The sequence below is a fragment of the Botrimarina hoheduenensis genome (assembly GCF_007859815.1).
GTDB lineage: Bacteria > Planctomycetota > Planctomycetia > Pirellulales > Lacipirellulaceae > Botrimarina > Botrimarina hoheduenensis.
The window spans coordinates 132,020-154,929 of the sequence record NZ_SJPH01000003.1 but is presented as its reverse complement, the minus strand read 5'-3'; the positions used below and the strand labels follow the sequence as shown (position 1 = coordinate 154,929).

The following is a 22,910-nucleotide window of genomic DNA, read 5'->3' as shown; positions in this document are numbered from 1 at the left end:
GAATGTCCTCGGCGGTTAGCGCCGCGTGTAGCTGATCTCCAGCATCTTGGCCCAGTCCGCGGCACCGGCGGCGGGACGTTCGTGCATGCGGAATTCTTTGTGGTCGTCATCTGTGTAGGTGAGCGTCATTTTCACTTGCTTCGGTTGGCCGGTCATCCAATCGACCGTGTCGCCCTGATAGGTCGCGGTGCGCGTGGCGGGGTCGTAAGTGCCGCGGCTGGTCATCAGGGTCGGCGCGAGTGAATCGATCCAGGTCGAGACCCACTCGCCCGCACGCGGGTCGAAAGTTGTCTGACCGTGGCCCGTGAAGGGGGTGCCCGCCATGCTGCCCTCGAAAACGCTGACCAGCCAGAACGGCCCCAGCATGGTGCAGGTTTCGGTGGCCTCGCTTTCCAAGGGAGGGACCTCGGGAGCCACATAGATCTTCATGCGGGCGTCCCACACGCCGGCTTCCTTGGCGAGTTCGCGGTGCTCTTGCGTTGGTTGCGGCGGCGACTGGGCGAGCGTTGCCGGGGCTGCGCTGAAGGCTGTCGCCATCGCGATCAAGCCGATTGCGGAGGAGCGAGGGCAGGGAGAACGCAGTGGACAGAACAAGCGGCTAACCATCGTGGAGTCCTACGGAAAAAAGTGAACGGCTGGCACATCGCTTACCAAGGTAGCGATCCGGGCGACAGGGCGACAACACTTCAAGAGCACGACAGGCTCGCTAGAGGGCTTCGACCGCGGCGACGATGTCGGCGGGCTCGGCGCGCTGCTTGTAGTCGGACTCAAGGTAGACCCAGCGGATCTCGCCCGTACGATCAATGATGAAGGTCGCGGCCAGAGGAAGTTCGTCGTCGTCGTTGCCGTTATAGGCGGCCAGTCCGATGCGCTCGCGATAGATCGGCCGAATGGCTTCCGGCAGGGTGAAGGCGATGCCCAACGCCTTGGCGAGCTGATTGTCTTTGTCGGAAAGCACCTGGAAGGCCAGCGAGTTCTTGCTGGCGGTCTCTTGCGCCTTCTGCGGCTGTTCGGGCGTGATGGCGACCAGCTTGGCACCTGCGCCCTCGATGCTCTCCAGCGACGCCTGGAGGGCTCTGAGCTGCAGATTGCAGTAGGGGCACCAGCCGCCCCGGTAGAACGAGACCACCACGGGGCCGTCAGCCCAGAGCGATGAGAACTCCACCGGAACTTCAACGGCGTTCAACAAGACGCCGTCCGGAGCGCGGTCGCCGACTTGCTTGGCCGATGCCTCGAGGCCCAGGGCACGCACGTCGGCGATCCCCTGTGCGAAGGCTTCACGCATCGCCGGCGGCGCTTTATCGGCGAAGCCGGCGGACAGCTCCTCGAGTTGGGTGCGGAGCGACGGCGGTGCGGCCGGCTCGGCTGCTAGCGATGAAGCACAGCAGGTGGCAAAGAGCGGCACCAGAGCGAGAAACGAGCGGATCATGGCGGGGAGGACCGGGGCTGAGGAAGGACGTTTGTCGCGGAGCGGGGTCGGGTCTTCCACCAGCCTACGCGATCAGGCCGAGCGGGGTTCAGGACCGAGCTGCCGCTGGCAGCGCGGCAGCGTGAAGCCCCTTGCCATGACACAGCGACTGCTAGCACTTTGCGGGCGTGGCAAACGGTCACGTCGTCGGCGTCGGGCTCACGTCGAGCCCGGTTTCGGGCCGATCGTGAGTTAAACGGCCGAGGCGTGGCGTTGACCCTTTGCGGGAGGACGCCTAATCTCCGCCCGCTCGCCCGGCGACAAGGACGTCTACCGGGCCCCCTCCGCAGTGAACGTTACGTTCCAGAACAGGGAGAATTCCCGATGAATACGCCTGGCAAGGAAGTCCTGCGCGCCACGTCGACCAGCCCCGAAGCCGTTTCGTTCACCGCCGCCGCAGCCCCTGTGCCGCTGCTGGATGTGAACCGTCAGAATCACCCGATCCGCGACGAAATCGTCGCCGCGATCGCCGCGGTGGTTGATTCGGGAGCCTTCCTGAAAGGCCCCGCCGTGCAGGAACTTGAAACGCAGATCGCTGAGCTCTGCCAAGCCGACCACGCCATTGGCTGTGCGTCGGGCACCGACGCCATCCTGGTGGCGCTGATGGCGCTGGGCATTGGACCGGGCGACGAGGTGATCCTGCCGAGCTTCACGTTCTTTGCGACGGCCGGCTGCGTGTCGCGATTGGGGGCGACGCCCGTCTTCGCCGATATCCTGCCCGACACGTTCAATATCGATCCGGCCGACGTCGCGCGACGCATCACGCCGGCCACCAAAGCGATCATGCCCGTCCACCTGTTCGGCCAGGCGGCTGATATGGCGTCGCTGGAGGGGATCGCCGCGGCGCACGGACTGCCGATCATCGAGGACGCGGCCCAAGCGATTGGTGCCAGTTACGCTGGCAAGCCGGTGGGCTCGATGGGGCGGTTCGGCTGCTTCAGCTTCTATCCGACCAAGAACCTGGGCGGGCTGGGCGATGGCGGATTGGTGACCACCAACGACGGCGAACTCGCCGATCGGGTGCGGGTGCTTTGCGACCACGGACAACGTCCGCGCTACCATCACCACTTTGTGGGTCTGAACAGCCGGCTCGACACCGTGCAGGCGGCGGCGTTGGTGGTGAAGCTCCGTCACTTGGCGGATTACGCCGCCGCGCGCACTCGCCACGCGCAACGCTACCAGCACGAACTTGCCGCCGGTCCGGCCGCGGAGGCGCTCGTTACGCCGGTCGAGGCGGCCGGCTGCCCAAGCGTTTGGAATCAGTACACCGTACGTGTGCAAGAGGGCCGTCGCGGCGCGCTCCAGGAGTGGCTCGCCGAGCGGAAGATTGGCTCGGCCATCTACTACCCGATCCCGTTGCACCAGCAGGCTTGCTTTGCCGAGTTGGGTTACCGGCCGGGGGATCTGCCCCACACGGAGCGAGCCGCCGAAGAGGTGCTCTCGCTGCCGGTGTTCCCCGAGCTGGCGTACGACGAGCAGTCGCGCGTGATCGAGGCGCTGCATGGCTTCGCCGCTGCCCAGTCGTTGCCGCGCCGCTTGGCCGCGTAAAGTCGGGCCGACACAACCTGAGCGGACTAGTCCACTTTCGGCTTCTTGACGTCGTAGGTTCGCTTGGCGGGCCGCAGCGCGACCATCAGGCCCAGCAAGACGCACGGCAGGATGATTGCCCAGGACCAGGTGTAGCCGCGCGGTCCCGTAGCGGCTTGCGCGAGGGGCAGGGCGTGGGCGAACAAGCTCGTGGCGATAGTCAGCATGCCGAATCGCCGCGAAGGCGTGTGACGGGAAGAGGCGGAGTGAACGAGAGCGGGTCTCGGTGATTGACTCGAAGCGATCCCTTTAGAGTAGCCACCACTCGGGCGTACGCCAACTCGCCGGACAGGTGATCCCGAGGTCCCCCGTACGGTCCTAGTTCCGTACGGAGCTAATTCGGGCCGCAACCGGCTAAGCCACCCCCCTCCGGGAAAAACTGGGGCCGAACGGCAGCGCTAGTTAGATCAGCAGCGAGTCGGCGAGGAGCTCGTCGGCCGGTGCCGCGAGCTGGCGGAAACGGGCGACGGGGACCGAGACCGTGTCCCACTTGGCCGAGAGCGGTCGCGCGGCGGCGGCGTAGTCGGCGGCCCGCACGCCCACAAAGGCGTAGGGGCGGTCCGCGTGATAGAACACGCGCTCGGGCGAAACCGGCGCGCGATCGGCCACCAGCTCATACGCGAACAGCAGCACGCCCTCGAAGCGATCCCCGAAGCGGTCGGACCATTGGCGGAGCGAATCCAGTTCGTCGCGCGTGGTCCAGTTGCGCCAGTACTGGGGCGAGCGGTGTCCGGACGGGAACTGCCGACCTTTGACGTCCACGAGCCATCCCGAACCGGCTGGTTGATCGGTTGAGATGAGAAAATCAACGCTCTTGAGCGACCCGTGGGGGGCGAGCGCGCGGCGCTGCTCGTTGACGGCGACGTAGGCGATCCGCTCGGCGCGCAGATAGGCCTCGAACGCGGCCTCGTAGTGGTTGTGTCGCTTGGCCATCGCGCGGCAGGGGCTGTCGTATGCGGTCGTCAGGGCTTGGTTTTACCTCGATTGGACTCTGACCAACCCCGCGATGGGCAATTAGATGCTGTCGAGCAAGCGACGCACGGTTGTCACCACGTCGGCCAACGGGGTGCTGATCGCTTCACTGGTCGCGAGGTGTTTTAATTGACATTCGTCCCGCGCGAGCTCATCTGGTCCCGCGATTAGCGCGACCCGGAAGCCGCGTTTGTCGGCGTACTGGAGCTGCTTGGCGAGCTTTTTGGGCTCGGGATAGAGCTCGGTCGCGATTCCCTGGGCGCGGAGCGTCGCCGATAAGCGGAGATAGTCGGCGAGGCGATCTTCGGCAAAGTACACGATCAGCACGTCGGCCGGAGTTCGTGCCGCGCCGGTCTGGCCGAGTTCTTCCATCGCGGCCAGCAAGCGATCCACGCCGAGCGATGCGCCGATGCCGGGCAGTGATTGGCTCGTGTAGAGACCGGCGAGATTGTCGTAGCGTCCGCCGCTGGCGACGCTGCCGATGCCCGGCAGGTCGGTCAGCAGTGTTTCGAGTACCAAGCCGGTGTAGTAATCGAGCCCACGGGCGATAGCAGGATCGATCCGCACCGCCGCCTCGCCGCCCGGATCGATTTGACTGGCAGCCACCCCGGTGAGTGTCTCCCGTAGCCGCTCCAGACCGGCTTCTCCCGTCGCGTTGCCAGCGACCAGCCGCTGGATCTCGGCGAGCAGCGTGGCATTCTCTCCCGTGAGTGAAGCGAACTGAAGCACGGCGTCGATCTGTGTGGCCGACGCCTCGGCAGTTTGCTTGAGATCTTCGGCGACCTTCTCGGGGCCGATCTTGGCGAGCTTATCCAGCGCGCGAAGCACGGGTGCCGAGCGGCCAGCGAGGCCCGCCTTATCCAGCACGCCATCGAGCACGCCCCGATGGTTGATGCGAATCGCAAACCGCTCGAACCCGCAAGCGCGCAGCAGCGTGTGCAGCACGACGACGGTCTCGATGTCGGACGCGACGCCGGTCGAACCGACCGTATCAAAGTCGGCCTGCATGAACTCGCGGTAGCGCCCTTTTTGGGGGTTCTCGCCCCGCCACACGCTGGCGATGTGGTAGCGCTTGAACGGCAGACCAAGCTGCTGAGCGTACTGCGCGGCGAATCGCGCCAGCGGCACGGTGAGGTCAAACCGCATGCCGACTTCACGACTGCCGTGGTCGGTGAAGCGATAGAGCTGCTTGTCGGTCTCTTCGGAGCCCTTGCCGGTGAGGATCTCCAAGTACTCCAGTGCGGGCGTATCGATCGGCGCGTAGCCGAACGAGCGATAGACGTGCCGCGCCGTTTCGATGATCCGCTCGCGTGGCAGCGCGAGCTCGGGCGGGTAATCGCGGAAGCCCTTGAGCGTGCGCGGCGTGATGCGGTCTTGTTTGCTCAACGGTTTCCGGAGGGGGTTAGGAAGAAAGACGGAGCTCGCTGAAAAGAGAGAGCGGGCGTTTGAGCACGGGAGGTCGCAAGCGGGCGGAAAGAACGCCCCCGAGAGCGGACAAGCGTCTTGCGACTAGGCAAGCACCGCCAGCGGGTTGGGCTTGCGGCTGCGGATGCTTTGGCCCTTCTTCTGGTAGACCGCCTCGGTGTACTCCCACACCTGTTCGTGCGTTTCCAGATAGAAGTCGTACGTCCAGTCGTCGTCGTACTCGCAGTTCTTGGTGGTGTAGTCGCGGCAGATCTGCGGGCGGGTGTCGTAGACACCGCAGCGGTAGTCGTCTTGGAGCTTCTCGCAAACGGTGTGCACCAGCAGAAACCAGTCTTCGTCTTCTTTGAAGAACGTGGCGTTTTGGTGGAGCACGATCCAGCGGATGTACTCCATGTCTTCAAACTCGGTGGGCGTTTCGTAGGGCACGGCGATGTAGTGGCAGCACTTGGCGGTGCAGTGCTCGCACAGATTGCCCCCCTTGGGGAGGTTCTCGCGGCGGATCTTGTTGGTCCCGAAGGCGGGCAGGGCGGTCATCGGATGATTCTCCAGGCAGGGAATACGGCTTAATCTAACAGGGGCCAGCGCGTCGCCAAGCCACCAGCGCTTTTAGAATCGGAAGAGATCCTCGCTGCCTTCGTACGCTCCATTCGCCCGGCCCAAGCCCGAATGCCCGTTGTCCGCAGTTTTCCACCGATCGAAGGCCCCCGAGCGCGGGTGCTGCTGTTGGGTTCGATGCCGGGCGTTAGGTCGCTCGCGGCAGGCGAGTATTATGCCCACCCGCGTAACGCTTTTTGGCCGATCATGGGGGCGCTCTTCGGTGCCGATCCCAAACGGTCGTACGCGCAGCGGTGCGCCGTCTTGCGGCGAGCGGGCGTGGCAGTCTGGGATGTGCTGCAAGAATGCCAGCGGGACGGCAGTCTCGACGCGGCGATCACACGCGGCTCCGAACAGGCGAACAATTTGGCGGCCTTGTTCGATCGGCAGCCGACCCTCACGACCGTTGGCTTCAACGGCGGGAAGGCGGAAGAGGCCTTTCACCGCACCGTGCTATCGACCCTGCCGGTGGAGACCGTCGAGCGCTTGACGCTCGTGCGGCTCCCCTCGACCAGCCCCGCTCATGCGTCGCTTTCTTACGATGAGAAGCTCGCGGTGTGGCGGGCTGCCTTAGGTGGCAAGTGAGGTCGTTGCTGAGGGGGGGGTCCCGCAGGTTATTTTACAGCGAGCCGGTCGGCGGACTTGTCGAGCAGTCGCAGCACACTCGGCTCGTTGGTCAGCGCCCGCACCTCAGTGGGGGTACACCAGCGCAAGGCGTTCGATTCTTCGTTTCCGACAAGCGTTTCATTGCCCCCCGCCCGAATGAGAAAGCGGAGGTCGTGATGCTCGTGGGCGTCTTCGAGGAGTTCGCCTGCCGCGTCGTAGCGGGCCGGGATCAGGTGGACATCGACATCCAGCAGCGTGGGTTTACCTCGCAAGACCTCGAGTCCAGCGAGGTTCGTTTCCTCGGCCGCCTCACGCAGCGCAACGGCTGCGAGGTCGGGGTCGCCGTCGGCATGGCCGCCCGGTTGCAACCACTTGTCGAGCTTACGGTGGTGCAGCAGCAGGTGGCGGGCAGCGTCCGCCGAGACGACCCAGGCCGAGCCGGTAAGGTGCCCCGGCCGGCAGGTGCGATCAAAGCAGTCTGCGTGATCGAGGACGAGCGTCCGGATCTGTTGAACGACGGCGGCCTCGGCAGGCCACGCGGCTTCATACTTGTCGAGCAGCGTGAGGACGGGCGAGCGGCGTGCTTCGGCGGTGGGAGCGATCGACGTCATCGAGAGAAGGTCCAGGTGCGATCTTGATGTTTCTTTTGGGCCACGTGTAGCGCGTCCTCTAGCGACGCGGGGTAAGCGGTGTCCGATGCCGGCGTGGCCTGCCACTCGGCGATGATTGCCGTGGCGAGTTGCGCTTCGTCAAGTTCGAGATTCGCGAGAAAATCTGCATGGCGACGCGCGGCTCGGTAGTCGGGCTGACGCGGTGGGGTTCGCAACAGTCGTGTCACGAGTTCGAGATCGAAATGGTTGAGCAGCGTGCCATGATAAAGCAAACGCGAACGCACCCGCCGGACCGCGTTCCCCGAGACCTTGCGGAACGCCTCGGCAGGAGCCCCTGCGGGCTGAAGCGCCAGGTCGCTTGTGCCGGCGATCACGAGGCTCGGCCGCAGCGGACCGAGCGCGCGAAGCATGCGACCCAGCACGTAGCGGTGCGCCGCCGAGACATCGGCAGCGGACGGGGTGCGCTGGCTGTCGAGAACGACGGCGTACATCAGACACCCGGGCCCGGTGACGATGGTTGCCCCGCCGCTAACACGCCGCAGCACGGGCACGTCGGCTCGTTGGCAGGCATCCAGATCGACCTCGCTCGCGATCCTTGACGAGCGACCGACGACCACCACCGGACGCACGGGTCGCCACAGCCGGAGGGTTTCGATTGGTGTGGTTGCCTGCAGCAACGCCTCGTCCAGGGCGAGGTTCGCGGCGGGGTCGTCAAAAGTGTGGTCGATGAGCAGCATAGAAAGCACGGGGGGAAGCTAGCGGTTGCAACGAGTGTAGGGGCGACGGGCCGTTCTGTCCGGTGCTGTCACAGGTCGGCGTATTTTGCCTGAGTGGCGCAGACCACGAGTGACTTGAAAAAAACGGGACAAGGTTGGGTTGTGAGGGGGCAAATTGATTTGCCTAAGTTCCGTGTGCGCCGCACACTTGGGTTGCTGCCAGCGCCCCCGGTGTGCTCGGCCCCTCTTTTTTCCGTGTTGGTTGACCAAGCAGATGAAAGCTTTTTACGCTCGCCTAACGCCGGCTATTGTCCGGTCGATGCTTGCCGTGGCCGTTGGGTTGTCACCCACCTCGGTCCGTGCCCAGGAACTGTCAATTGATAGCTGTGGCTGCGCTCCCGCTTATCGGGTTGAGTGCCAGACGGTCTATGAAGAGCGTGAGATCAAGTGCTACCGACCGGTCACCGAGACCAATTACGAAGAGCGCGAAGTGACGCGGAGCGTTCCCGTCTTCGAGACCAAACGCATGGAGCGACGCTATTCGGTGCTTCGCCCTGTGCGCGAGACCTCGGTGCGAGAAGAACGCTATACCGTGCAGCGCCCGGTTTATGAAACCCGCTATCGCGACGCCAGCTATGACGTGGTCCGCAACGTTACCGAAACGCAGATGCGTGAAGAGCGCTATACCGTGCAGCGTCCGGTGTGTGAGACCAGCGAGCGCCAAGAAACCTATCTCGTACAGCGCCCCGTCACCGAGACGGTTCAGCAGCAACAGGTACGGACCGTCATGCGTCCGGTAACGACCTACCAAACACAGGTGGTCGATCAGGGGGGCTACGTCGATCAGGTTTCGGTGACGCCCGGCAGCAAGTCATGGCCGAGCCTGCGGTGGCTACCCGGTCAGCAGACCATCGATCCCCTGACGGGCCAGGTGCAAACAGTTCGCCCGGGCCTCTCGTGGGTGACGACCGAGACCCCGCCGCAGCAGCAAGTGCAGCGTGTGTACCGACCGAATCCGGTCTCGGTACAGACGCCCGTGACGGGCTATGTACCGCAGCAGGTGACCGAGTGTGTGCCGGTGAACGTCACCCGCATGGTGACCGAGCAGCAAGTGCGCCGGGTGCCGGTGCAGGTGGTACGGATGGTGAACGAAGAGCGAGTGCGTCAGGTGCCGGTGCAGGTTTGCCGACAAGTGGTCGAGCGGGTCGAGCGTCGCATCCCCGAGCAGGTCTGCCGGATGGTCTCGGAAGAGCGAGTTCGCAAGGTGCCGGTGACCACGTGCCGCATGGTGCGTGAAGAACGTGTCGAGCCGTACGATGTGCAGGTTTGCCGAATGGTCGAGAAGGTCGAAAAGGTGAGTGTGCCGACCACCACGACCCGACTCGAAGAGTACACGGTCACCCAGCGGGTGCCGCGTACGGTGATGGTTCGCCGACCGATTGAGCCGGCGTGCGACGTTTGCGGTTGATCGCCGCGACGGCCGGAGAAGGGCCGATACGGGCAAATCTTGCGATAAGCCGGGGCGGAACGGCCTTTGAAGGGGCCGGTTGGGGGCTTTGATTCCCCCGGAGATTTGACGTTCGTTGCGGCCGACGCGTTGACGCCCGGAGCCCGGTGCGGAGAATTGCGTATCGCGGTGGCGCTACGTGGGCGCCCTGTCTCGCGAGAACGCCGGGCGATCTCCCCTTTGAGCACCGAACTGCTTCCTCCGACCGACCTCCCTGCGTCGCAGTGGACCCAGCAGCTCGAGGGCGAGCGGGTTTGCTTGATGGGGCGGTTTGTTAGCGCTCCGCGCAAGCGCTTGGCGACCCTCGTGGCAGAGCTTGGCGGCGTAGTCGTTCCGCAACCGGCCGACGCGACGCTCGTCGTCTGTGGAGAGGGGCGCGATGTTGGCCAGGCGAGCAATCTGCTGGTGGACCTCACGATCACAGAGACCGAGCTCTTGGAGCGGCTAGGCGTGATCGAGTCGGGCGACGTTGTGAAGCGTCTGTACACGCCGGCGATGCTTGCCGAGTTGTCGGGAGCCCCGATCACGGCGATCCGTCGGTGGGAGCGCCGGGGCTACCTTGAGCCCTCAGAGCGTTTGGGTCGCTTGATCCGCTACGACTTCAGCGAAGCTAACCTCGCGCAGATGCTCGCATCGCTCCTGCGGTTTGGCCGCTCGCTGGCGGCGATCGATCGCATGGTCGAAACGATCGAACGTGCGCACCCGAAGCTCGAGCGTCCGTTGGTGTCGCTGCCGCTGGTGGCAGCAGAGGGGGGGCTGCTGCTCCGCAGCGGCGACGTGCTGTGCGAGCCCGATGGGCAGCGACGCCTGGATTTTACCCCAACCGAGGAAGATCCAACCGAGCCGAGCCGGCCGATGATCGCGGCGGTGCTGTCGATCGAGGAACCGGCAGCGCCCGCTCCCGCCGCCGGCACAATCGAGGCCCATCGTCAGGCCGCGCTAGAGCTGCGTGAGATGGGCGATTCGCGCGCTGCGCTGGAGCGTTTCCGGCTAGTGATGGGGGCCGTCCCCCCGTCTGCCGAAGATCACTTTACGCTCGCCGAATTGCTCTACGAGACCGGCGAAGCGATGGCGGCACGCGAACGCTACTACGCGGCGTTGGAACTCGATCCCGATTACCTGGAAGCCCGGTTGAATCTCGGTTTGCTGCTCGCCGCGGAGGGCGACCTGGAGCTGGCGATCGCGGCGTTTGAGGGGGCTCTCGACTGTTACGAACCTTATGCGGACGCTCACTATCATCTTGCGGCAACCTTCGAACGAGCCGGCCAATCTCTGCCCGCGCAAAAGCACTGGATGCGGTTCCTCGAAATTGCCCCCGAGAGCCCATGGGCTGACGAGGCGCGACGACAGCTCGAGGTCTGATAGTTAGTCTTTGAGAAGGCAGAGGAGCGGCGTCTAGCGACCGTCGCGCACGGCCGAAGACCGAACGAGGGTCTATTCAGCGATTAGTTTCTTGGTTGAGGCGGTGGATGAGCGAAATCCTCTTTCAGTATGAACGCGTGAACCCTACCTCGTGGGCGTACCTGTCTTCACTGCTGACGCTCGCGCTGTTTTTTAAGTTTGGCAGGCCGCTCTGTCTGCGCAACCTCGACCTGCTGCTGATCGTGTTGTTGGCACCGGGGCTACTCTGCATCGAGCAAGGGCTGCGCGGGCAGGCTTCGGACCTTGTGGCGCGGGTGGGCTACGTTTGGTTGCTGTCGGTGAACGCGCTGCTGCTGGTGCGCACGCTGCTGGATTCCTCCATGGTGCGGCGGCCGCTCTTAGAGCCGAATCTAACTCCCGGCGGATTAACCTTTCTGGCGGTTTCGCTGCTGGCCTTCTTAACCGCGAATATTGTGACCGGGCGTCCGGGGCAGACCGATCTGTACGCGGTCCAGCGGGCTGAGCACCTGTCGCACCGCGAGGCTTCGGAGCTCGAAGGGAACACGCTCGCGACTCACGGCCCGGGCTTCACCTTTCTCTTCTTGTTGCCGCATATCTCGACAAGAGCCTTGACGGCAGAGGTACCGGTCGCGGCGGCTGGTGAGGGACCGGCACCGATCGTCCAGGCCGACAACCCGGCGAATGTGCTCACCGCCCGTACGGTGGCGGTCTTGTGCCAGGGCCTGATCGTGGCGGGCATCTTGCTCATCGCGCGGCGGCACTTCGATCAGTCGACACTCGGTCTTGCGGCCGCGACGCTCTATCTGCTGCTGCCTTATACGGCGTTGTGGAGCGGCAATGTGACCCATACACTGCCCGCCGCGCTGCTGGTGGGCGCGGTATTGGCCTATCGCCGGCCCATGCTTTCAGGAGCCCTCATCGGACTGGGGTGCGGCGCGATCTACTACCCGTTCGCACTGCTGCCGTTGTGGGTCGCTTTTTATTGGCGGCGGGGGCTGATGCGGTTCAGCGTGGGCGTTGCCTTGACCTTGTCGTTGGTGGTTGCATCGTTGGTGTTCACCTCGTCCGACGCCTCGATGTTCGTCGCGCACTTGCAGCAGATGCTTGGGCTCCGTTTGCCGACGATGGAGCGGCTGAGCGGCGTGTGGGCGTTCTGGAACGGTTGGTACCGGGTGCCGATTCTTGTGGCGTTCTTTGGCCTGAGCTTTGGCTTTGCGTTTTGGCCCGCTCAGAAGAATCTGGGGACGCTCATCAGCGGGTCCGCCGCGCTAATGCTGGGTGTGCAGTTCTGGCACGCGCACAGCGGCGGGCTTGCATTGGCATGGTATCTGCCGCTGTTGCTGCTAATGGTGTTCCGCCCCAACCTCGAGGATCGGGTGGCAACGGCGGTCGTCGCTTCGAGCCGCTGGGACACTCCGCCAGCGTAGTGTGCTGATGCCTCGCACCCTCGAAACTGCACCACTCACTTCAGCCTGTGCACGGGGGTTAATTTCATCAATCGCGCTGGGGGCGGCTTTGGCAGTCAACCAGGCTGCAAGCCACAACGGGATTGAGCCCCAGTGCACGGGCTCGCTCAACCAATTCGTCGGACTCGCTGCCCGGGTTGAACCACAACTCCTCGCACCCCTTCCGGGCGATGGCTTCCAGAAGTGTTCCGCCGATTGCAGGCGAAACGTACATCGTTACGCGGTTCAGATTCGTTGGGGGTATCTCGTCGATCGTTGCATAGACACGGCGATCTTCGATCTCGCCACCACGTGGATTGACCAGGTAGACCTCATAGCCGCACGCGGCATGCGCCTTGTAGCTCTTGTAGCTATAGCGGTTTGGTTTACCGCTGGCACCGATGATCGCAACGGTTGGGCGAGGTTCGTTCACGAGTTGCGTCCTGCGTTGTGAAGGGCGGAAGATCGGCTCAGCGTTAAGGATCGCGCCGAAGGTCGACTTGTGCGGCGACTTGCTGCGAGGCGAGCCATGCGCGCCATCGCTGCTGATCGAACGAATAGTTGACACCGGTCAGCTCAACGAGCGCGGCGAGCACGCGGGGGTTATTCACCCGTTGCGTGACCACCTTCGGGGCATTACCGCCGAACGAGAACTGTCCCGACCCCGGGTTGAAGGCATAGGAGTCGCCACCGGAGTCGTTGCCCGTCCGAAACTTATGGGTCGTGACAAGTGCCTCGATCAACGGGGCAAGCTCGCCAGAGCCGCCGAGAACCGCGAGCGCATCGCCCGCTCGGTTGATCTTGGCGTTGCTCTTCGCGGTGAGGGCCGCAACAAACGGCGCTGACAATCCCTGAGCGCGCGAGGCAGCCAGTTGTTCGATCGCTGTGACGCGAGACTCCGCGTCGGGGTCATCGAGCGCGATGCGAGCGAGCACGCCGAGCGTCGCCGGGTGATCCATCGTGCCGGCGGATTGTAGCAAGAGCCGCTTGATGGCCGGATCGCGTTCCGTGTCGAGCCACTCCGAAAGCGGACCTGCTGCCAGAGGGTCGTCGAGCGAATGCAACGTGTCGGTCGCTTGGCGAGCAAGATCGGGATCGTTGCTGAGGAGTGCTTTGCGAAGGCCGTCCATCTTGCCAGACCATTCGCGCACTCCGTCCTCGATTGCCACCTGGCGCTTGAGCAGTTCGATTTCTTGCTGCGTACGGTAGTCGCCTTGGTAGCGAACCAGCCCCCGCGCTGCGAGGCGTTGGTCGCGGTCCAGCCATTGGCCTGCGATGCGCTGGTAGCCGAGCAGGCGACGGCTAGCTTCGTGATCGTGATCGAGCGCTAAGACGCGCTCCAGGTGGCGTCGCATCGCGTCGCCCAACCCGTTGTCACGGCACCAGAGTGCGAAGGCGTATTGTCCTTCGACCGTGTCCGATACCGCCGGGGCGCGACGCCGATACTCGACTTCGGCCGGCGACTCGACCGACATGCGTTCGACCCGCGCGCGATCGATCACAACCCGTCCGAGCGGTGAGAGCACGGTTAGCTCGGTACGCGAAGCAGAATCGTCGCGAACGATCTCGCCGCGAATTTGGCCGCCCTCTTTCAACTCGACTACGTCGGCGCCGAGCGAGCCGGTCATGCACAACCCCACCGCTAGCATCGCTAGCTGCGGGGCTGTGATCGGGATGTGACGGCGGTCACGCATCGACGGGCGGTTGAGCACCGATAATAGGGATTAGCAGGCGTAACGCTGGGCGCTGCTCGGTTAAGTATACGCCACAGCCCGCAATCGGCGGTAACGATCCGGCAAGGTCGGGGGGTGTGTCGGAGGAGTTCTCCTGCGGATTCCTCTAGTGCCGCAGGGGGCCGGGCTGATAGGTTCGGCAGCGGCTGACGGTCTGGAGGCTGTCTGCTGCGCGGACGGAGCGTTTCGTAACGCGATGTGTTCAAGGAACTGGTTGAGGCCCAAGGAGGGGCGTCGTGCTGCAACGCTTAGCGCCCTTGGCCTTGCTCGCAGTGCTGTTGGGCGGCGGTTGGTCGATGATCTCGGGTCTGTTGCCTCCCGAGGTGCGCCGTGTGGCGAACACGTTGGGCGCTAGCGTGCGGGGTGGATTTAGCGGTGCCGTACAGCAGCAATCGCAGCCGGCCTACTACGCGCAACCGGCCCCTCAACAGGTTGCGTTACAGGGCCCCGTGCCGAACTTTCAGACGCCGACACCTACGGTACGGATCGCCTCGTTCAATATCCAGACGTTCGGTGACGCAAAGGCGCAGAAGCAATATGTGATGAACGCGATTGCTTCGATGGTGCGGATGTTCGATGTGATCGCGATCCAAGAGATCCGCACCCAAGATGATTACTTTATCGACAATTTCTTGCGCTACTATGTCAATGCCGACGGGCGATCACGCTACGCCGCTAGTGTGAGCCGCCGGCTTGGTCGAACCACCAGCACGGAGCGCTACGCGTTCTTGTACAACACGCAAACGATCGAGGCGAATCCGCAGATCGACTTTGTGATGAACGATCCGGAAGATCGGCTGCATCGTCCGCCGCATGTGATGATGTTTCGCACGCGGCTGGCACCGCCCGACCAGGCCTTCACTTTTGTGCTGATGAACATTCACACGGATCCGGACGAGGCCCCGCAAGAGCTCGACGCATTGTACGGCGCCTTTCAGGCGGTGCAGCGGATGGACATCGGTGGTGCCACGGAAGACGACGTCATTCTGTTGGGTGATCTGAACACGAACGTGCCCGTCTCGAGTGCTTATCGACAGGACCCGGCCGGACGTGATCTGATTCCGAGCGACTTGCATCTCTTGGCAAACGTGCCGGGCATCTATCCGCTTGTGCGTAGCGGGCCGACGAATACACGCGGCTCAAGGTTGCACGACAATCTGTTGATCTCACGTGTCGCGACGACCGAGTTCACGGGCACCGCCGGCGTTTACGACTACCGACGGGCGATCGGCTTGACGGAAGAGCAGGCGCTTGAAGTCTCCGATCATCTGCCGGTGTGGGGCGAATTTTCCGCGTATGAGAGCCACACGATCGGCACAGTCGCGGCGCGGCGCTAAGCCGCGGAGTCACGCGTTGGCAGCGAGCCCTGGCGGGTACCGCACGAGAAGTAGAGCGCACGCGATTTCCCACAGTTTGTGCAAGAGATTGGCCACCCAGCGCGGTATAATGGCCCCGTTGAAACAATCGATGGCGTCTTGAAGAGCTGCGGCTTGCGTTAAGCAAGTTCGATAGCGTCTTACCAAGGGCCCGACACAGGCGATTTGCCTGAGTCGGGCCCTTTTTTTGCGCACCTACTGTCAGGCAGGAGTCTGATCTCAATGACACTTGCGTACCGCACGTATCGTCCGCTCTCGGTGGCAAAGATCGAGCTTTACGACGGCGATCTGCTGCTCTTCCGCCGTCGCGGATTGATCTCGATCGCGGGACGCGGATTGCACTCGCACGCGGCGAAGGTGGCTTGGTGGGGAGAGGTTCCGTTCTGCCTTGAGGTTCGCGAATGGTACGGCGGACGTGCCGTGACCCTCGCAAGCCAGGTGCTTCGTTATCCCGGAAAGATCGATGTCTTTCGTGTAAATCCGAGCAACCGTTGGCCCGAATACGACCGCTTCGCCTCGACACGTTACATGCGTCGGCTTGCGGGGTGTGACTACGGTTACGCCGGAGTCGCTGCGGCCGCGTTGCTCCATTTGCCAATCGTGCGGACGTTTGTGACCGCAGAAGTAGAAGACAGCGCGATCGAGCATCGACCTCCTTTCTGCAGTCAAGCGTGTGCCATGGCCGATCGCATCGCCGGCGGAGTCGACCCGACGCCCCATCTGGCGGATCGACTGACCGAGCCAGCCGATCTCGCGCGGAGCCCGTTCTATCGCTACGCGTTCACCCTGGTTGATGGTTAGCGAGACGGCGTCGCGGTGCAACTAGTGATGCCCAAAGTGCGTAGTCGGCAGCGCGGGCAACTTGAATCAAGCCGTCGGATGATTTTCTGGGCCTTAGGGGAGCAGCGAAGATGAGCGGAGCGAAGCCCCTAAGACAGGATCTAGTCAGGGTCGCAATTGCGGCAAGGTTGTTAATAGCGCTGCTCGGTACCGGTCTCGACAGCGCAGCGGCCAGCGTGTGCGGTCCCGAGGGTTGTGCGCCAGTCGGCCTAGACTCACCCGCTGCGTCGTTGCCGTCGACTCCGATGGCGAGGATCGGTCAGAAGACGGCAACAGGCAGTTCGTTGGGAACGTGCACGCTGATCGCCCATCGCGGCGATCTCAGCTACTTTCTGACCTGTGCGCACGTGTTCGAAGGGAACGGCCCGATTGAGATTGGTCTGCAAGGTCAGCCAGCGCTGCCAGGTAAGCTGCTATCGATCGACCGTCAGCACGATCTGGCGCTCGTAGCGACCCGGCGGGTCGCAGCTAGCCCGGCACCGATCGAAGCGATCCACGAAGACACGCCCTCGGCCGGATTGTTGACGGCCTGCGGCTATGGACCAACGGGCATGGCCCGATGTGTGCGTGGCCCCGTGCTGGGGCTCGCACGGCCCGAGGGGGCCGTCTTTCCTAGCCTCAGGCTGCGTGGGCAGGTTCGACCGGGTGACAGCGGCGGACCGGTGCTCAACGCCGCCGGCAGGTTGGTTGGTGTGGTGTGGGGCGCTCGGCAGGGGGAAACCTATGCGACTTTCGGTCGCCCCTTGCAGCGACTGCTGGGGCGATTGCCGGAGTCTGACGCGGCACTTCCTGTTGAGGTTCCAGCATCGGCTCCACAAGAAGAGACGCAGCCGCGTCAGTTGCCACTCTCCGCTGCTTGGTCATCAGGTATCGAGGAGCGACTTGCCGCGAGCGATCGTCGGCTTGTTGATCTCGACCAACGTGTATCAGAAGGCTTCACGCGGATCGACACCCGATTGGCCGAGCTAACACCTCGCGGTGACAGGCATGCCGAGAATGACCGAGCCGAGCAGCGCGACGAGTTTCTGCGGGAACGGCTCGAGCGTTTGGCGGAGGGAGCAACAACGATTGGAAACGCGGCGCGATCGGCGGGGCGCGTCGAATGGTTGGCTGCCTTGCTCGGTGTCGGCACGCCGGCTGTAGGGCTCATGGCAGCAGCGCTATGGTGGCGCAAACGAAGGAGCACGGCTGCTACAGCCGGAAACGTTGCCGGTGCTACGAGCCGTCCGATCGCGATCGATACGGCACCGCCACCCCAGCAGTCGATCCGTGAGACGCACTACGTGCCCTACGCAACCGATGAATTCGCTAAGGCACATCAGTGGGCCGGCGAACAATTAGCCCGGAAGTTTCCCGGTTCGGTTGAGTGGCTGACGAGCCTCGATTCGCTCATCCGCCAGCAGCTTGCCGGTCGCAAAGAGTGAGTTCCCTCGGTGCGCTGAGTGCCAGTAGCAGTTCGTACCTTCCCCTTTTTTTGATCGATTCAAAGGAGCTGTGATGCCGCTAACCAATACCGACGCCGTGCTGTGGTATCGAGTCGGCGTTTTCGGAGACGCCGGGTACGCCGTACCGAACTGGTCGAACGATGTGGGGAGCTTGAACCCCCAGATCCTGGACTGGGTAGACCTCGTGGGGCGTAACCTGTTCCACGTGATGCACCATGAGGACGTTGATCTGCGGATCCCACCCTCGATCAATACGTGCAAACGGGTTCACAAGCTTTATCTGAGAGCCGCGAGCATTCTGGCGGGGCGTGCCGTGCCGCCGGGCATCGACAACATGGAGGCGCACCATTCGCGTCCCGCGGGTGAAGTGTTTCGGGTGTATCCGATCCCGTTCTTCAAAGTGCGGAATCCCTTCTTGCGGCGGTGGGCTGGGATGGTGCTGGTTTCGATGTCCGAGGCCATGCAGCACACCGAGAATCGTAAGGAGATGGAGATCTCGACAGCTTTCGCGGGGCAGGTCGGACAGTATTTGCGGCGGGTCTACGCGAATATGGCGATCGAGCTGTTCGGCAAAGCACGCGAAGAGGCGTGGAGCGAGGGATTCGCGCTCTCGGACGCCGATCTCGCGGCGTACAACCCCGCGGCCTTCTTCACTTCGACGGAGATGGTCGACACGGTTCCCCGTTTGGACCGGGTTTTTACGGAGGATCGATTAGAGATCCTTGCCGAGGGGATCCCTGTCACCGAGTTGCCCGCGGATATCGGCCCTTGGCCGACCAATCTGAACAGCTACTACGGAGCAACGCGGACCGATGCGAACGCGTCGGGCGTTCATGGTGGCTCAACCACAGGGGTGCGTAGCAGCGGAGCCCCGATCATCCCTCCCGCGCCCGGACCGTAAGCGCGCGGCGTGTCGATCGGGAGCAGCGGGACACAGGATTGTGGCAGGGACGGCAGCGATTGACGTGCTAGTTGTGAGGATCGTTAGCGGGGCGTTCGTAAGTAGCGGGAGTGAGCATGGTGCGGTATTCGAGTGATCGAGTGAGGCTGGCTCCGGCCGACTGGGGAGGGCTTTGTTCACTGGCGTTGGCGATCCTGACACTGGTAGGAGCCACGCTGTGGAATGTTTGGGACCTCTCGACTACGAGTCGTGAGCGTCTTGCAAGGGTTGAGGCGGAGCTGGCGCATCTGCAAGCCGATGTTTCGCTCTTGAAATCGGATGTTCGTGTTCTGACAGGAAGGGGGCGACCATGAAGTATCGCGATCGGGTTAAAGAGTTGCGGCGCGTGCGTGCGGGCGATCTGAAGCCGCATCCCAAGAACTGGCGTACGCACAGCCGCTTTCAGCGTGACGTGCTGAAAGGGGTGCTGGCCGACGTTGGAATTGCGGACGCTCTGTTGGTGCGTGAGTTGGCAGATGGCACGTTGCAGATTGTCGATGGACACCTGCGGGCCTCGACCACCCCCAGCGACGAGGTACCGGTGCTGGTGCTCGATCTCAACGATGAGGAAGCGGAGAAGGTCTTGTTGACCCACGATCCGTTGGCATCGCTGGCGGGGATCGACGAGGCGATGCTCGCCGATTTGCTCAACACCACACAGCCAGCCAGCGAGCCGATCGGAGAACTGTTTGCCAAGCTGCGGCGCGAGCTCGACGCTGAAAATCAAAAGCTGGCTCCGCCGCCCGAGGTTGAGATCCCTGTGAGCTACCAGATCGTTATCGAGGTGAGTGATGAGCAACAGCAGGAGCAGATGTATGAGCGCTTTCGCGGCGAGGGGTTGCGCTGTCGGGTGCTGACGCTGTGACGGCCGCCCCGCGTTGTTTCTTGAATCGCTTACAGAGGAGCACCGATGTCTACGGTCGAAGTGGAAGTTCAGTGCCCGGTACACGACTCGTTTCGTGTGCAACAGGTAGCCGGCATGTTCGATGTGCCGCTCACGGAACGTGCGAGTGAGCGTTTCTCGGTCGAGCTGCCTGACGACGACGAGGATTGGTCTATTGGGCTGATTGTCGGGCCCTCGGGAAGTGGAAAGAGCACCGTCGCGCGTGAGCGCTACGCGGCAGCGCTCTACGGGGCGGGCGCTTGGCCCGCCGACAGAGCGGTGTTGGATTGCTTTGAAGAGACGTTGGGAGAAACGGGAGGAGTGCGGACGATCGTCGAGCTGTTCACTGCGGTCGGTTTTGGCTCGCCGCCGTCGTGGGTCAAGCCGTATCGAGTGCTCTCCAATGGAGAACAATTCCGTTGCGATCTAGCGCGGGCTCTGGCGATCGGATCGGTGCCGCGCAGTCCTAACGCCGCCAAACCGATTGTGGTATTCGACGAATTCACGAGCGTTGTGGACCGCAACGTTGCGCGGGTCTGCTCGGCGGCGATCGCGAAGGGGATTCGCAAAGAGCGGATCGGATGCCGCTTTGTTGGGGTCACCTGCCACTACGATGTGGCAGACTGGCTCGAGCCCGATTGGGTGCTCGATATGTCCACCGGCACGCTAACCCGGAGGCGTCTTCGGCGCCCCGATGTGCGACTGGAAATCCATCGCTGCAGCGTGGAAGCGTGGCAACTGTTTGCACGTCATCACTATCTGACCGGAACGATTGCGCCGCAGGCGCGCTCCTATCTGGCCACCTGGAACGGGGAGCCGGTCAGCTTTGCGGCGACATTGCCCGTGATCGCTAAGCCGCGGCATCGCCGCTTCACGCGGATCGTGACGCTGCCGGACTATCAAGGGATCGGGATCGGGATGCGGACCGTTTCAGCGGTTGCAGAAATGCACCGCGCCGAGGGCTTGAGAATCAACGTGACAAGCAGCCATCCGGCATTGATTAACCACTGCCGTGACTCCCCGTTGTGGCGTGCTGTGAAGGTGAACAAGACCGGTCAGGGAAGCCGACGGCACCGCTCGGCGTTTCGACAGTACCGCAGCTCGGCGGGACGGGCGGTGGTCTCGTTCGAGTATCTGTGAGATACGCGATAAAGGCTGAGAGCCTGTTGCCGATGGCTTATCGCTGACGACCATCGTGCGACTAACCCGCGGCGTGGATCGATATGTGCAGAGCGTTGAAGAGCGCATTCATTTGAACAAGGGGACTCGGCGTGCTGACGGATCAACAGAAACGCGAGGCGAGTCTGGTTTTGTCGGTTGGTTGCGACCGCGAGACCGCGGCAAAGTACGTTGGCTGCACGATCGAAGATCTGCTCGACTTGGCTCGTCAGGATGAGCGGTTTGCGGCCACCCTGCGGCGGAGCGAAGCGGGCGTTGAGCTGGCGCACATGAGGAACATTCAGCAGGCGGCCAGGGACGAACGCCACTGGCGCGCCAGTGTGTGGTGGCTGGAGCGCTTGGCTCCCGAGCGCTTTGGTCGTCGCGATGCCGGGGCAATCACGCGGCGTGAATTAGCGGGGCTGCTCAGCGCAATCGCCACGGGTATCGCCGCCGAAGTTCGCCACGAAGGGGATCGCCAGCGCGTGCTCGACAAGCTGGAGGAACTTGTGCAAACGCTGCGGGACCCGTTGTTGGGGCCGATGAGTTCGGCTGACGATGACGCGGGCGAAGAGGGGTGCCCCGACGACGATCACGCGGATCAAGAATCGGATGACCAGGAGGATCGCCATGAATGAAACGTATGGCGACCCGCTCGTGCGTTTTACACGACGACTGCGGCGTGCGGTGGAATCTGCTTTTGTGGGCGAACCCGTATCGAATCAAAGAGCGGAAGAGGCCGAGGGGCTGCTCTCGTGGAGCCGTCGGATGCTGCCCCGGCACTTTGCGAAGCCCCCCTCGGCAATGCATCGGTGGCTCGCGAACCGGCTTGACGAGATACCTGCCAGCGGCGGGGCAAAGATCAACTTGCTCGGGCCACGTGGCGGTGCCAAGTCCACGATCGGCACGCTCGCGCATGTGCTGCGTGCCGCCTTAGAGGGGGCCGAGCCCTATATCTGGATTGTCTCCGATACGAAGGATCAAGCACAGTCGCATCTAGAGAACGTTAAGACCGAACTCTTGGAAAATGAGCAACTGGCGGCTGCCTATCCACGGCGGGTGGGGCGGGGGTCGCGTTGGACGGTGGGCGGCATCGAGCTGCGGGGCGGGACCGTGATCGAGGCCTATGGCACGGGGCAACGCATCCGCGGACGCCGCCGCCGTGCGCATCGCCCGACCTTGATCATCTGCGACGACCTTGAGAATGAGGTGCAGGCGGCTTCGCCGCATCAGCGATCGTCGTCGTACGCCTGGTTTCACGGGACGCTGCTAAAGGCCGGCACGCGGCGTACAAGTATTGTAAATCTAGCCACCGCGCTGCACCGCGATGCGCTAGCGATGCGGCTGCATCGCACCGCGGGCTGGCGATCGCGGCTGTTCCGCAGCGTGGTTAGCTGGCCAACCAATGTTGCGCTGTGGGACCGTTGGGAAGCCTTGTACTGTGACCTCGATCGACCCCATGCGGGCACCGAGGCGAAACGGTTTTACGACGCAAACCGTTTGGCGATGCACGCCGGTGCGGAGGTCCTTTGGCCGGAAGAGGAAGACCTTTACACACTGATGCGGATGCGTGTGGAGAGCGGTCGACCGGCGTTCGAGCGGGAAAAGCAGAACTCGCCTGTAGACCCTGAGCGGTGCGAATGGCCGGAGGCGTACTTCGGCGAAGAGGTCTGGTTCGACGATTGGCCCACGGACCTGCGGTTACGGACTATCGCGCTGGATCCGAGCAAAGGTCGCGACGCCCGACAGGGAGATTATTCGGCAATCGTGATGCTAGGAGTGGACTCTCAGGGTCGGTTGTTGGTCGATGCCGACCTGGCACGACGCCCGACGCCGCAAATGGTTGCGGACGCGGTGGCGCACTGCCAGCGGTTCCGACCGGATGCGTTTGGGGTCGAATCGAACCAGTGGCAACAGCTGCTGGCCGGCGAGTTTATCGCAGAGTTTCATCGCCAGGGCTTGCTGGGCGTCGTGCCAAGCGAGATGCACAACTACACCTCCAAGCCGATGCGGATCCGCCGTTTGGGGCCGTATCTGTCGCAGCGGCGGATACGGTTTCGCAGGGGCTCTCCGGGAGCCGAGCTGCTGCTTGACCAGCTGCGTGACTTTCCCCTCGGGGACCACGACGACGGCCCCGACGCGCTCGAGATGGCTTTGCGTTTAGCGGAAGACCTCTGGCGCCGAGAAACCTCAGCTAACTGATCAAAACCCTAAACCTAAA

The 22,910-nt window shown here is 63.3% G+C and carries 23 protein-coding genes; 13 read left to right on the top strand and 10 right to left on the bottom strand.

Translation table 11 applies throughout. The features are described from left to right. Positions 1-15: 15 nt before the first annotated feature. Positions 16-537, bottom strand: a complete 522-nt coding sequence (locus Pla111_RS07900; protein ID WP_231930824.1) for a DUF1579 domain-containing protein — start codon at positions 535-537, stop codon at positions 16-18. Between the two features lie 169 nt (positions 538-706). Beyond that, complete coding sequence (locus Pla111_RS07895) at positions 707-1,429, bottom strand: peroxiredoxin-like family protein (protein ID WP_146573107.1); 723 nt, start codon at positions 1,427-1,429, stop codon at positions 707-709. 363 nt (positions 1,430-1,792) lie between these two features. On the opposite strand from Pla111_RS07895, the gene Pla111_RS07890 reads away from it, so the two are divergent. Continuing rightward, positions 1,793-3,016, top strand: a complete 1,224-nt coding sequence (locus tag Pla111_RS07890) for a DegT/DnrJ/EryC1/StrS family aminotransferase (RefSeq protein WP_146573105.1) — start codon at positions 1,793-1,795, stop codon at positions 3,014-3,016. A 26-nt stretch (positions 3,017-3,042) separates the two neighbouring features. On the opposite strand, the gene Pla111_RS07885 is transcribed toward Pla111_RS07890, so the two are convergent. From Pla111_RS07885 to Pla111_RS07870, 4 genes are all read right to left on the bottom strand, one after another. Continuing rightward, the gene (locus Pla111_RS07885; protein WP_146573103.1) at positions 3,043-3,222 is read right to left on the bottom strand and encodes a hypothetical protein; all 180 of its coding nucleotides are present in this window, start codon (positions 3,220-3,222) and stop codon (positions 3,043-3,045) included. 235 nt (positions 3,223-3,457) lie between these two features. After that, on the bottom strand, positions 3,458-3,988 hold the full coding sequence (locus Pla111_RS07880; RefSeq protein WP_146573102.1) for an HYExAFE family protein: 531 nt from the start codon (positions 3,986-3,988) through the stop codon (positions 3,458-3,460). 81 nt (positions 3,989-4,069) lie between these two features. Continuing rightward, complete coding sequence (gene hisS, locus Pla111_RS07875) at positions 4,070-5,413, bottom strand: histidine--tRNA ligase (protein WP_146573100.1); 1,344 nt, start codon at positions 5,411-5,413, stop codon at positions 4,070-4,072. A gap of 123 nt (positions 5,414-5,536) precedes the next feature. After that, positions 5,537-5,986 (bottom strand): YkgJ family cysteine cluster protein, encoded by a 450-nt coding sequence (locus tag Pla111_RS07870; RefSeq protein ID WP_146573098.1) that lies wholly within the window; start codon positions 5,984-5,986, stop codon positions 5,537-5,539. Between the two features lie 132 nt (positions 5,987-6,118). Between Pla111_RS07870 and Pla111_RS07865 the strand changes: the two genes are divergently transcribed. Then, positions 6,119-6,631, top strand: coding sequence for a DNA-deoxyinosine glycosylase (locus tag Pla111_RS07865; RefSeq protein WP_146573096.1), 513 nt, complete (start codon positions 6,119-6,121; stop codon positions 6,629-6,631). Between the two features lie 29 nt (positions 6,632-6,660). Here the strand turns inward: Pla111_RS07865 and Pla111_RS07860 are convergent, their stop codons facing one another. Beyond that, complete coding sequence (locus tag Pla111_RS07860; RefSeq protein WP_146573094.1) at positions 6,661-7,263, bottom strand: NUDIX hydrolase; 603 nt, start codon at positions 7,261-7,263, stop codon at positions 6,661-6,663. Further along, positions 7,260-8,000, bottom strand: a complete 741-nt coding sequence (locus Pla111_RS07855; protein ID WP_146573092.1) for a lipoate--protein ligase family protein — start codon at positions 7,998-8,000, stop codon at positions 7,260-7,262. Before Pla111_RS07855 ends, Pla111_RS07860 begins: the two co-directional genes overlap by 4 nt. A gap of 253 nt (positions 8,001-8,253) precedes the next feature. Between Pla111_RS07855 and Pla111_RS07850 the strand changes: the two genes are divergently transcribed. From Pla111_RS07850 to Pla111_RS07840, 3 genes are all read left to right on the top strand, one after another. Then, positions 8,254-9,447 carry a hypothetical protein gene (locus tag Pla111_RS07850; RefSeq protein ID WP_146573090.1) on the top strand — a complete coding sequence of 398 codons (1,194 nt, stop codon included), beginning with the start codon at positions 8,254-8,256 and terminating at the stop codon, positions 9,445-9,447. A gap of 219 nt (positions 9,448-9,666) precedes the next feature. Further along, complete coding sequence (locus Pla111_RS07845) at positions 9,667-10,848, top strand: MerR family transcriptional regulator (protein ID WP_146573088.1); 1,182 nt, start codon at positions 9,667-9,669, stop codon at positions 10,846-10,848. A 107-nt stretch (positions 10,849-10,955) separates the two neighbouring features. Beyond that, complete coding sequence (locus tag Pla111_RS07840) at positions 10,956-12,296, top strand: hypothetical protein (protein WP_231930822.1); 1,341 nt, start codon at positions 10,956-10,958, stop codon at positions 12,294-12,296. Positions 12,297-12,363: 67 nt separating this feature from the next. Here the strand turns inward: Pla111_RS07840 and Pla111_RS07835 are convergent, their stop codons facing one another. Both Pla111_RS07835 and Pla111_RS07830 read right to left on the bottom strand, forming a co-directional pair. Continuing rightward, entirely contained in the window at positions 12,364-12,747 is a 384-nt protein-coding gene (locus tag Pla111_RS07835; protein WP_146573086.1) for a CoA-binding protein, read from the bottom strand. A 43-nt stretch (positions 12,748-12,790) separates the two neighbouring features. Further along, positions 12,791-14,008 (bottom strand): HEAT repeat domain-containing protein, encoded by a 1,218-nt coding sequence (locus Pla111_RS07830; protein WP_146573084.1) that lies wholly within the window; start codon positions 14,006-14,008, stop codon positions 12,791-12,793. A 296-nt stretch (positions 14,009-14,304) separates the two neighbouring features. Between Pla111_RS07830 and Pla111_RS07825 the strand changes: the two genes are divergently transcribed. The 8 genes from Pla111_RS07825 to Pla111_RS07790 all read left to right on the top strand — a co-directional run bounded on the left by Pla111_RS07825 (position 14,305) and on the right by Pla111_RS07790 (position 22,891). After that, on the top strand, positions 14,305-15,384 hold the full coding sequence (locus Pla111_RS07825) for an endonuclease/exonuclease/phosphatase family protein (protein WP_146573081.1): 1,080 nt from the start codon (positions 14,305-14,307) through the stop codon (positions 15,382-15,384). A gap of 261 nt (positions 15,385-15,645) precedes the next feature. After that, on the top strand, positions 15,646-16,224 hold the full coding sequence (locus Pla111_RS07820) for a hypothetical protein (protein ID WP_146573079.1): 579 nt from the start codon (positions 15,646-15,648) through the stop codon (positions 16,222-16,224). 284 nt (positions 16,225-16,508) lie between these two features. Then, positions 16,509-17,687, top strand: a complete 1,179-nt coding sequence (locus tag Pla111_RS07815; RefSeq protein ID WP_197524858.1) for a S1 family peptidase — start codon at positions 16,509-16,511, stop codon at positions 17,685-17,687. 73 nt (positions 17,688-17,760) lie between these two features. Then, positions 17,761-18,609: a hypothetical protein gene (locus Pla111_RS07810; protein WP_146573075.1), complete on the top strand. Its 849-nt coding sequence runs from the start codon at positions 17,761-17,763 to the stop codon at positions 18,607-18,609. 349 nt (positions 18,610-18,958) lie between these two features. Further along, positions 18,959-19,513: a ParB N-terminal domain-containing protein gene (locus Pla111_RS07805; protein WP_146573073.1), complete on the top strand. Its 555-nt coding sequence runs from the start codon at positions 18,959-18,961 to the stop codon at positions 19,511-19,513. 45 nt (positions 19,514-19,558) lie between these two features. Then, complete coding sequence (locus Pla111_RS07800; protein ID WP_146573071.1) at positions 19,559-20,671, top strand: GNAT family N-acetyltransferase; 1,113 nt, start codon at positions 19,559-19,561, stop codon at positions 20,669-20,671. 131 nt (positions 20,672-20,802) lie between these two features. Further along, the gene (locus tag Pla111_RS07795; protein ID WP_146573069.1) at positions 20,803-21,327 is read left to right on the top strand and encodes a hypothetical protein; all 525 of its coding nucleotides are present in this window, start codon (positions 20,803-20,805) and stop codon (positions 21,325-21,327) included. Continuing rightward, entirely contained in the window at positions 21,320-22,891 is a 1,572-nt protein-coding gene (locus Pla111_RS07790) for a phage terminase large subunit family protein (protein ID WP_197524857.1), read from the top strand. Before Pla111_RS07795 ends, Pla111_RS07790 begins: the two co-directional genes overlap by 8 nt. The last annotated feature ends 19 nt before the right edge of the window (positions 22,892-22,910 follow it).

What these genes read in the sequence shown, in the direction of transcription:
- Pla111_RS07900 (WP_231930824.1), bottom strand. Translation starts at nt 537, where the DNA reads ATGGCGACAGCCTTCAGCGCAGCCCCGGCAACGCTCGCCCAGTCGCCG.
- Pla111_RS07895 (WP_146573107.1), bottom strand. Translation starts at nt 1,429, where the DNA reads ATGATCCGCTCGTTTCTCGCTCTGGTGCCGCTCTTTGCCACCTGCTGT.
- Pla111_RS07890 (WP_146573105.1), top strand. Translation starts at nt 1,793, where the DNA reads ATGAATACGCCTGGCAAGGAAGTCCTGCGCGCCACGTCGACCAGCCCC.
- Pla111_RS07885 (WP_146573103.1), bottom strand. Translation starts at nt 3,222, where the DNA reads ATGCTGACTATCGCCACGAGCTTGTTCGCCCACGCCCTGCCCCTCGCG.
- Pla111_RS07880 (WP_146573102.1), bottom strand. Translation starts at nt 3,988, where the DNA reads ATGGCCAAGCGACACAACCACTACGAGGCCGCGTTCGAGGCCTATCTG.
- Pla111_RS07870 (WP_146573098.1), bottom strand. Translation starts at nt 5,986, where the DNA reads ATGACCGCCCTGCCCGCCTTCGGGACCAACAAGATCCGCCGCGAGAAC.
- Pla111_RS07865 (WP_146573096.1), top strand. Translation starts at nt 6,119, where the DNA reads ATGCCCGTTGTCCGCAGTTTTCCACCGATCGAAGGCCCCCGAGCGCGG.
- Pla111_RS07860 (WP_146573094.1), bottom strand. Translation starts at nt 7,263, where the DNA reads ATGACGTCGATCGCTCCCACCGCCGAAGCACGCCGCTCGCCCGTCCTC.
- Pla111_RS07855 (WP_146573092.1), bottom strand. Translation starts at nt 8,000, where the DNA reads ATGCTGCTCATCGACCACACTTTTGACGACCCCGCCGCGAACCTCGCC.
- Pla111_RS07850 (WP_146573090.1), top strand. Translation starts at nt 8,254, where the DNA reads ATGAAAGCTTTTTACGCTCGCCTAACGCCGGCTATTGTCCGGTCGATG.
- Pla111_RS07840 (WP_231930822.1), top strand. Translation starts at nt 10,956, where the DNA reads ATGAGCGAAATCCTCTTTCAGTATGAACGCGTGAACCCTACCTCGTGG.
- Pla111_RS07830 (WP_146573084.1), bottom strand. Translation starts at nt 14,008, where the DNA reads ATGCGTGACCGCCGTCACATCCCGATCACAGCCCCGCAGCTAGCGATG.
- Pla111_RS07820 (WP_146573079.1), top strand. Translation starts at nt 15,646, where the DNA reads ATGACACTTGCGTACCGCACGTATCGTCCGCTCTCGGTGGCAAAGATC.
- Pla111_RS07815 (WP_197524858.1), top strand. Translation starts at nt 16,509, where the DNA reads ATGGCGAGGATCGGTCAGAAGACGGCAACAGGCAGTTCGTTGGGAACG.
- Pla111_RS07810 (WP_146573075.1), top strand. Translation starts at nt 17,761, where the DNA reads ATGCCGCTAACCAATACCGACGCCGTGCTGTGGTATCGAGTCGGCGTT.
- Pla111_RS07805 (WP_146573073.1), top strand. Translation starts at nt 18,959, where the DNA reads ATGAAGTATCGCGATCGGGTTAAAGAGTTGCGGCGCGTGCGTGCGGGC.
- Pla111_RS07800 (WP_146573071.1), top strand. Translation starts at nt 19,559, where the DNA reads ATGTCTACGGTCGAAGTGGAAGTTCAGTGCCCGGTACACGACTCGTTT.
- Pla111_RS07790 (WP_197524857.1), top strand. Translation starts at nt 21,320, where the DNA reads ATGAATGAAACGTATGGCGACCCGCTCGTGCGTTTTACACGACGACTG.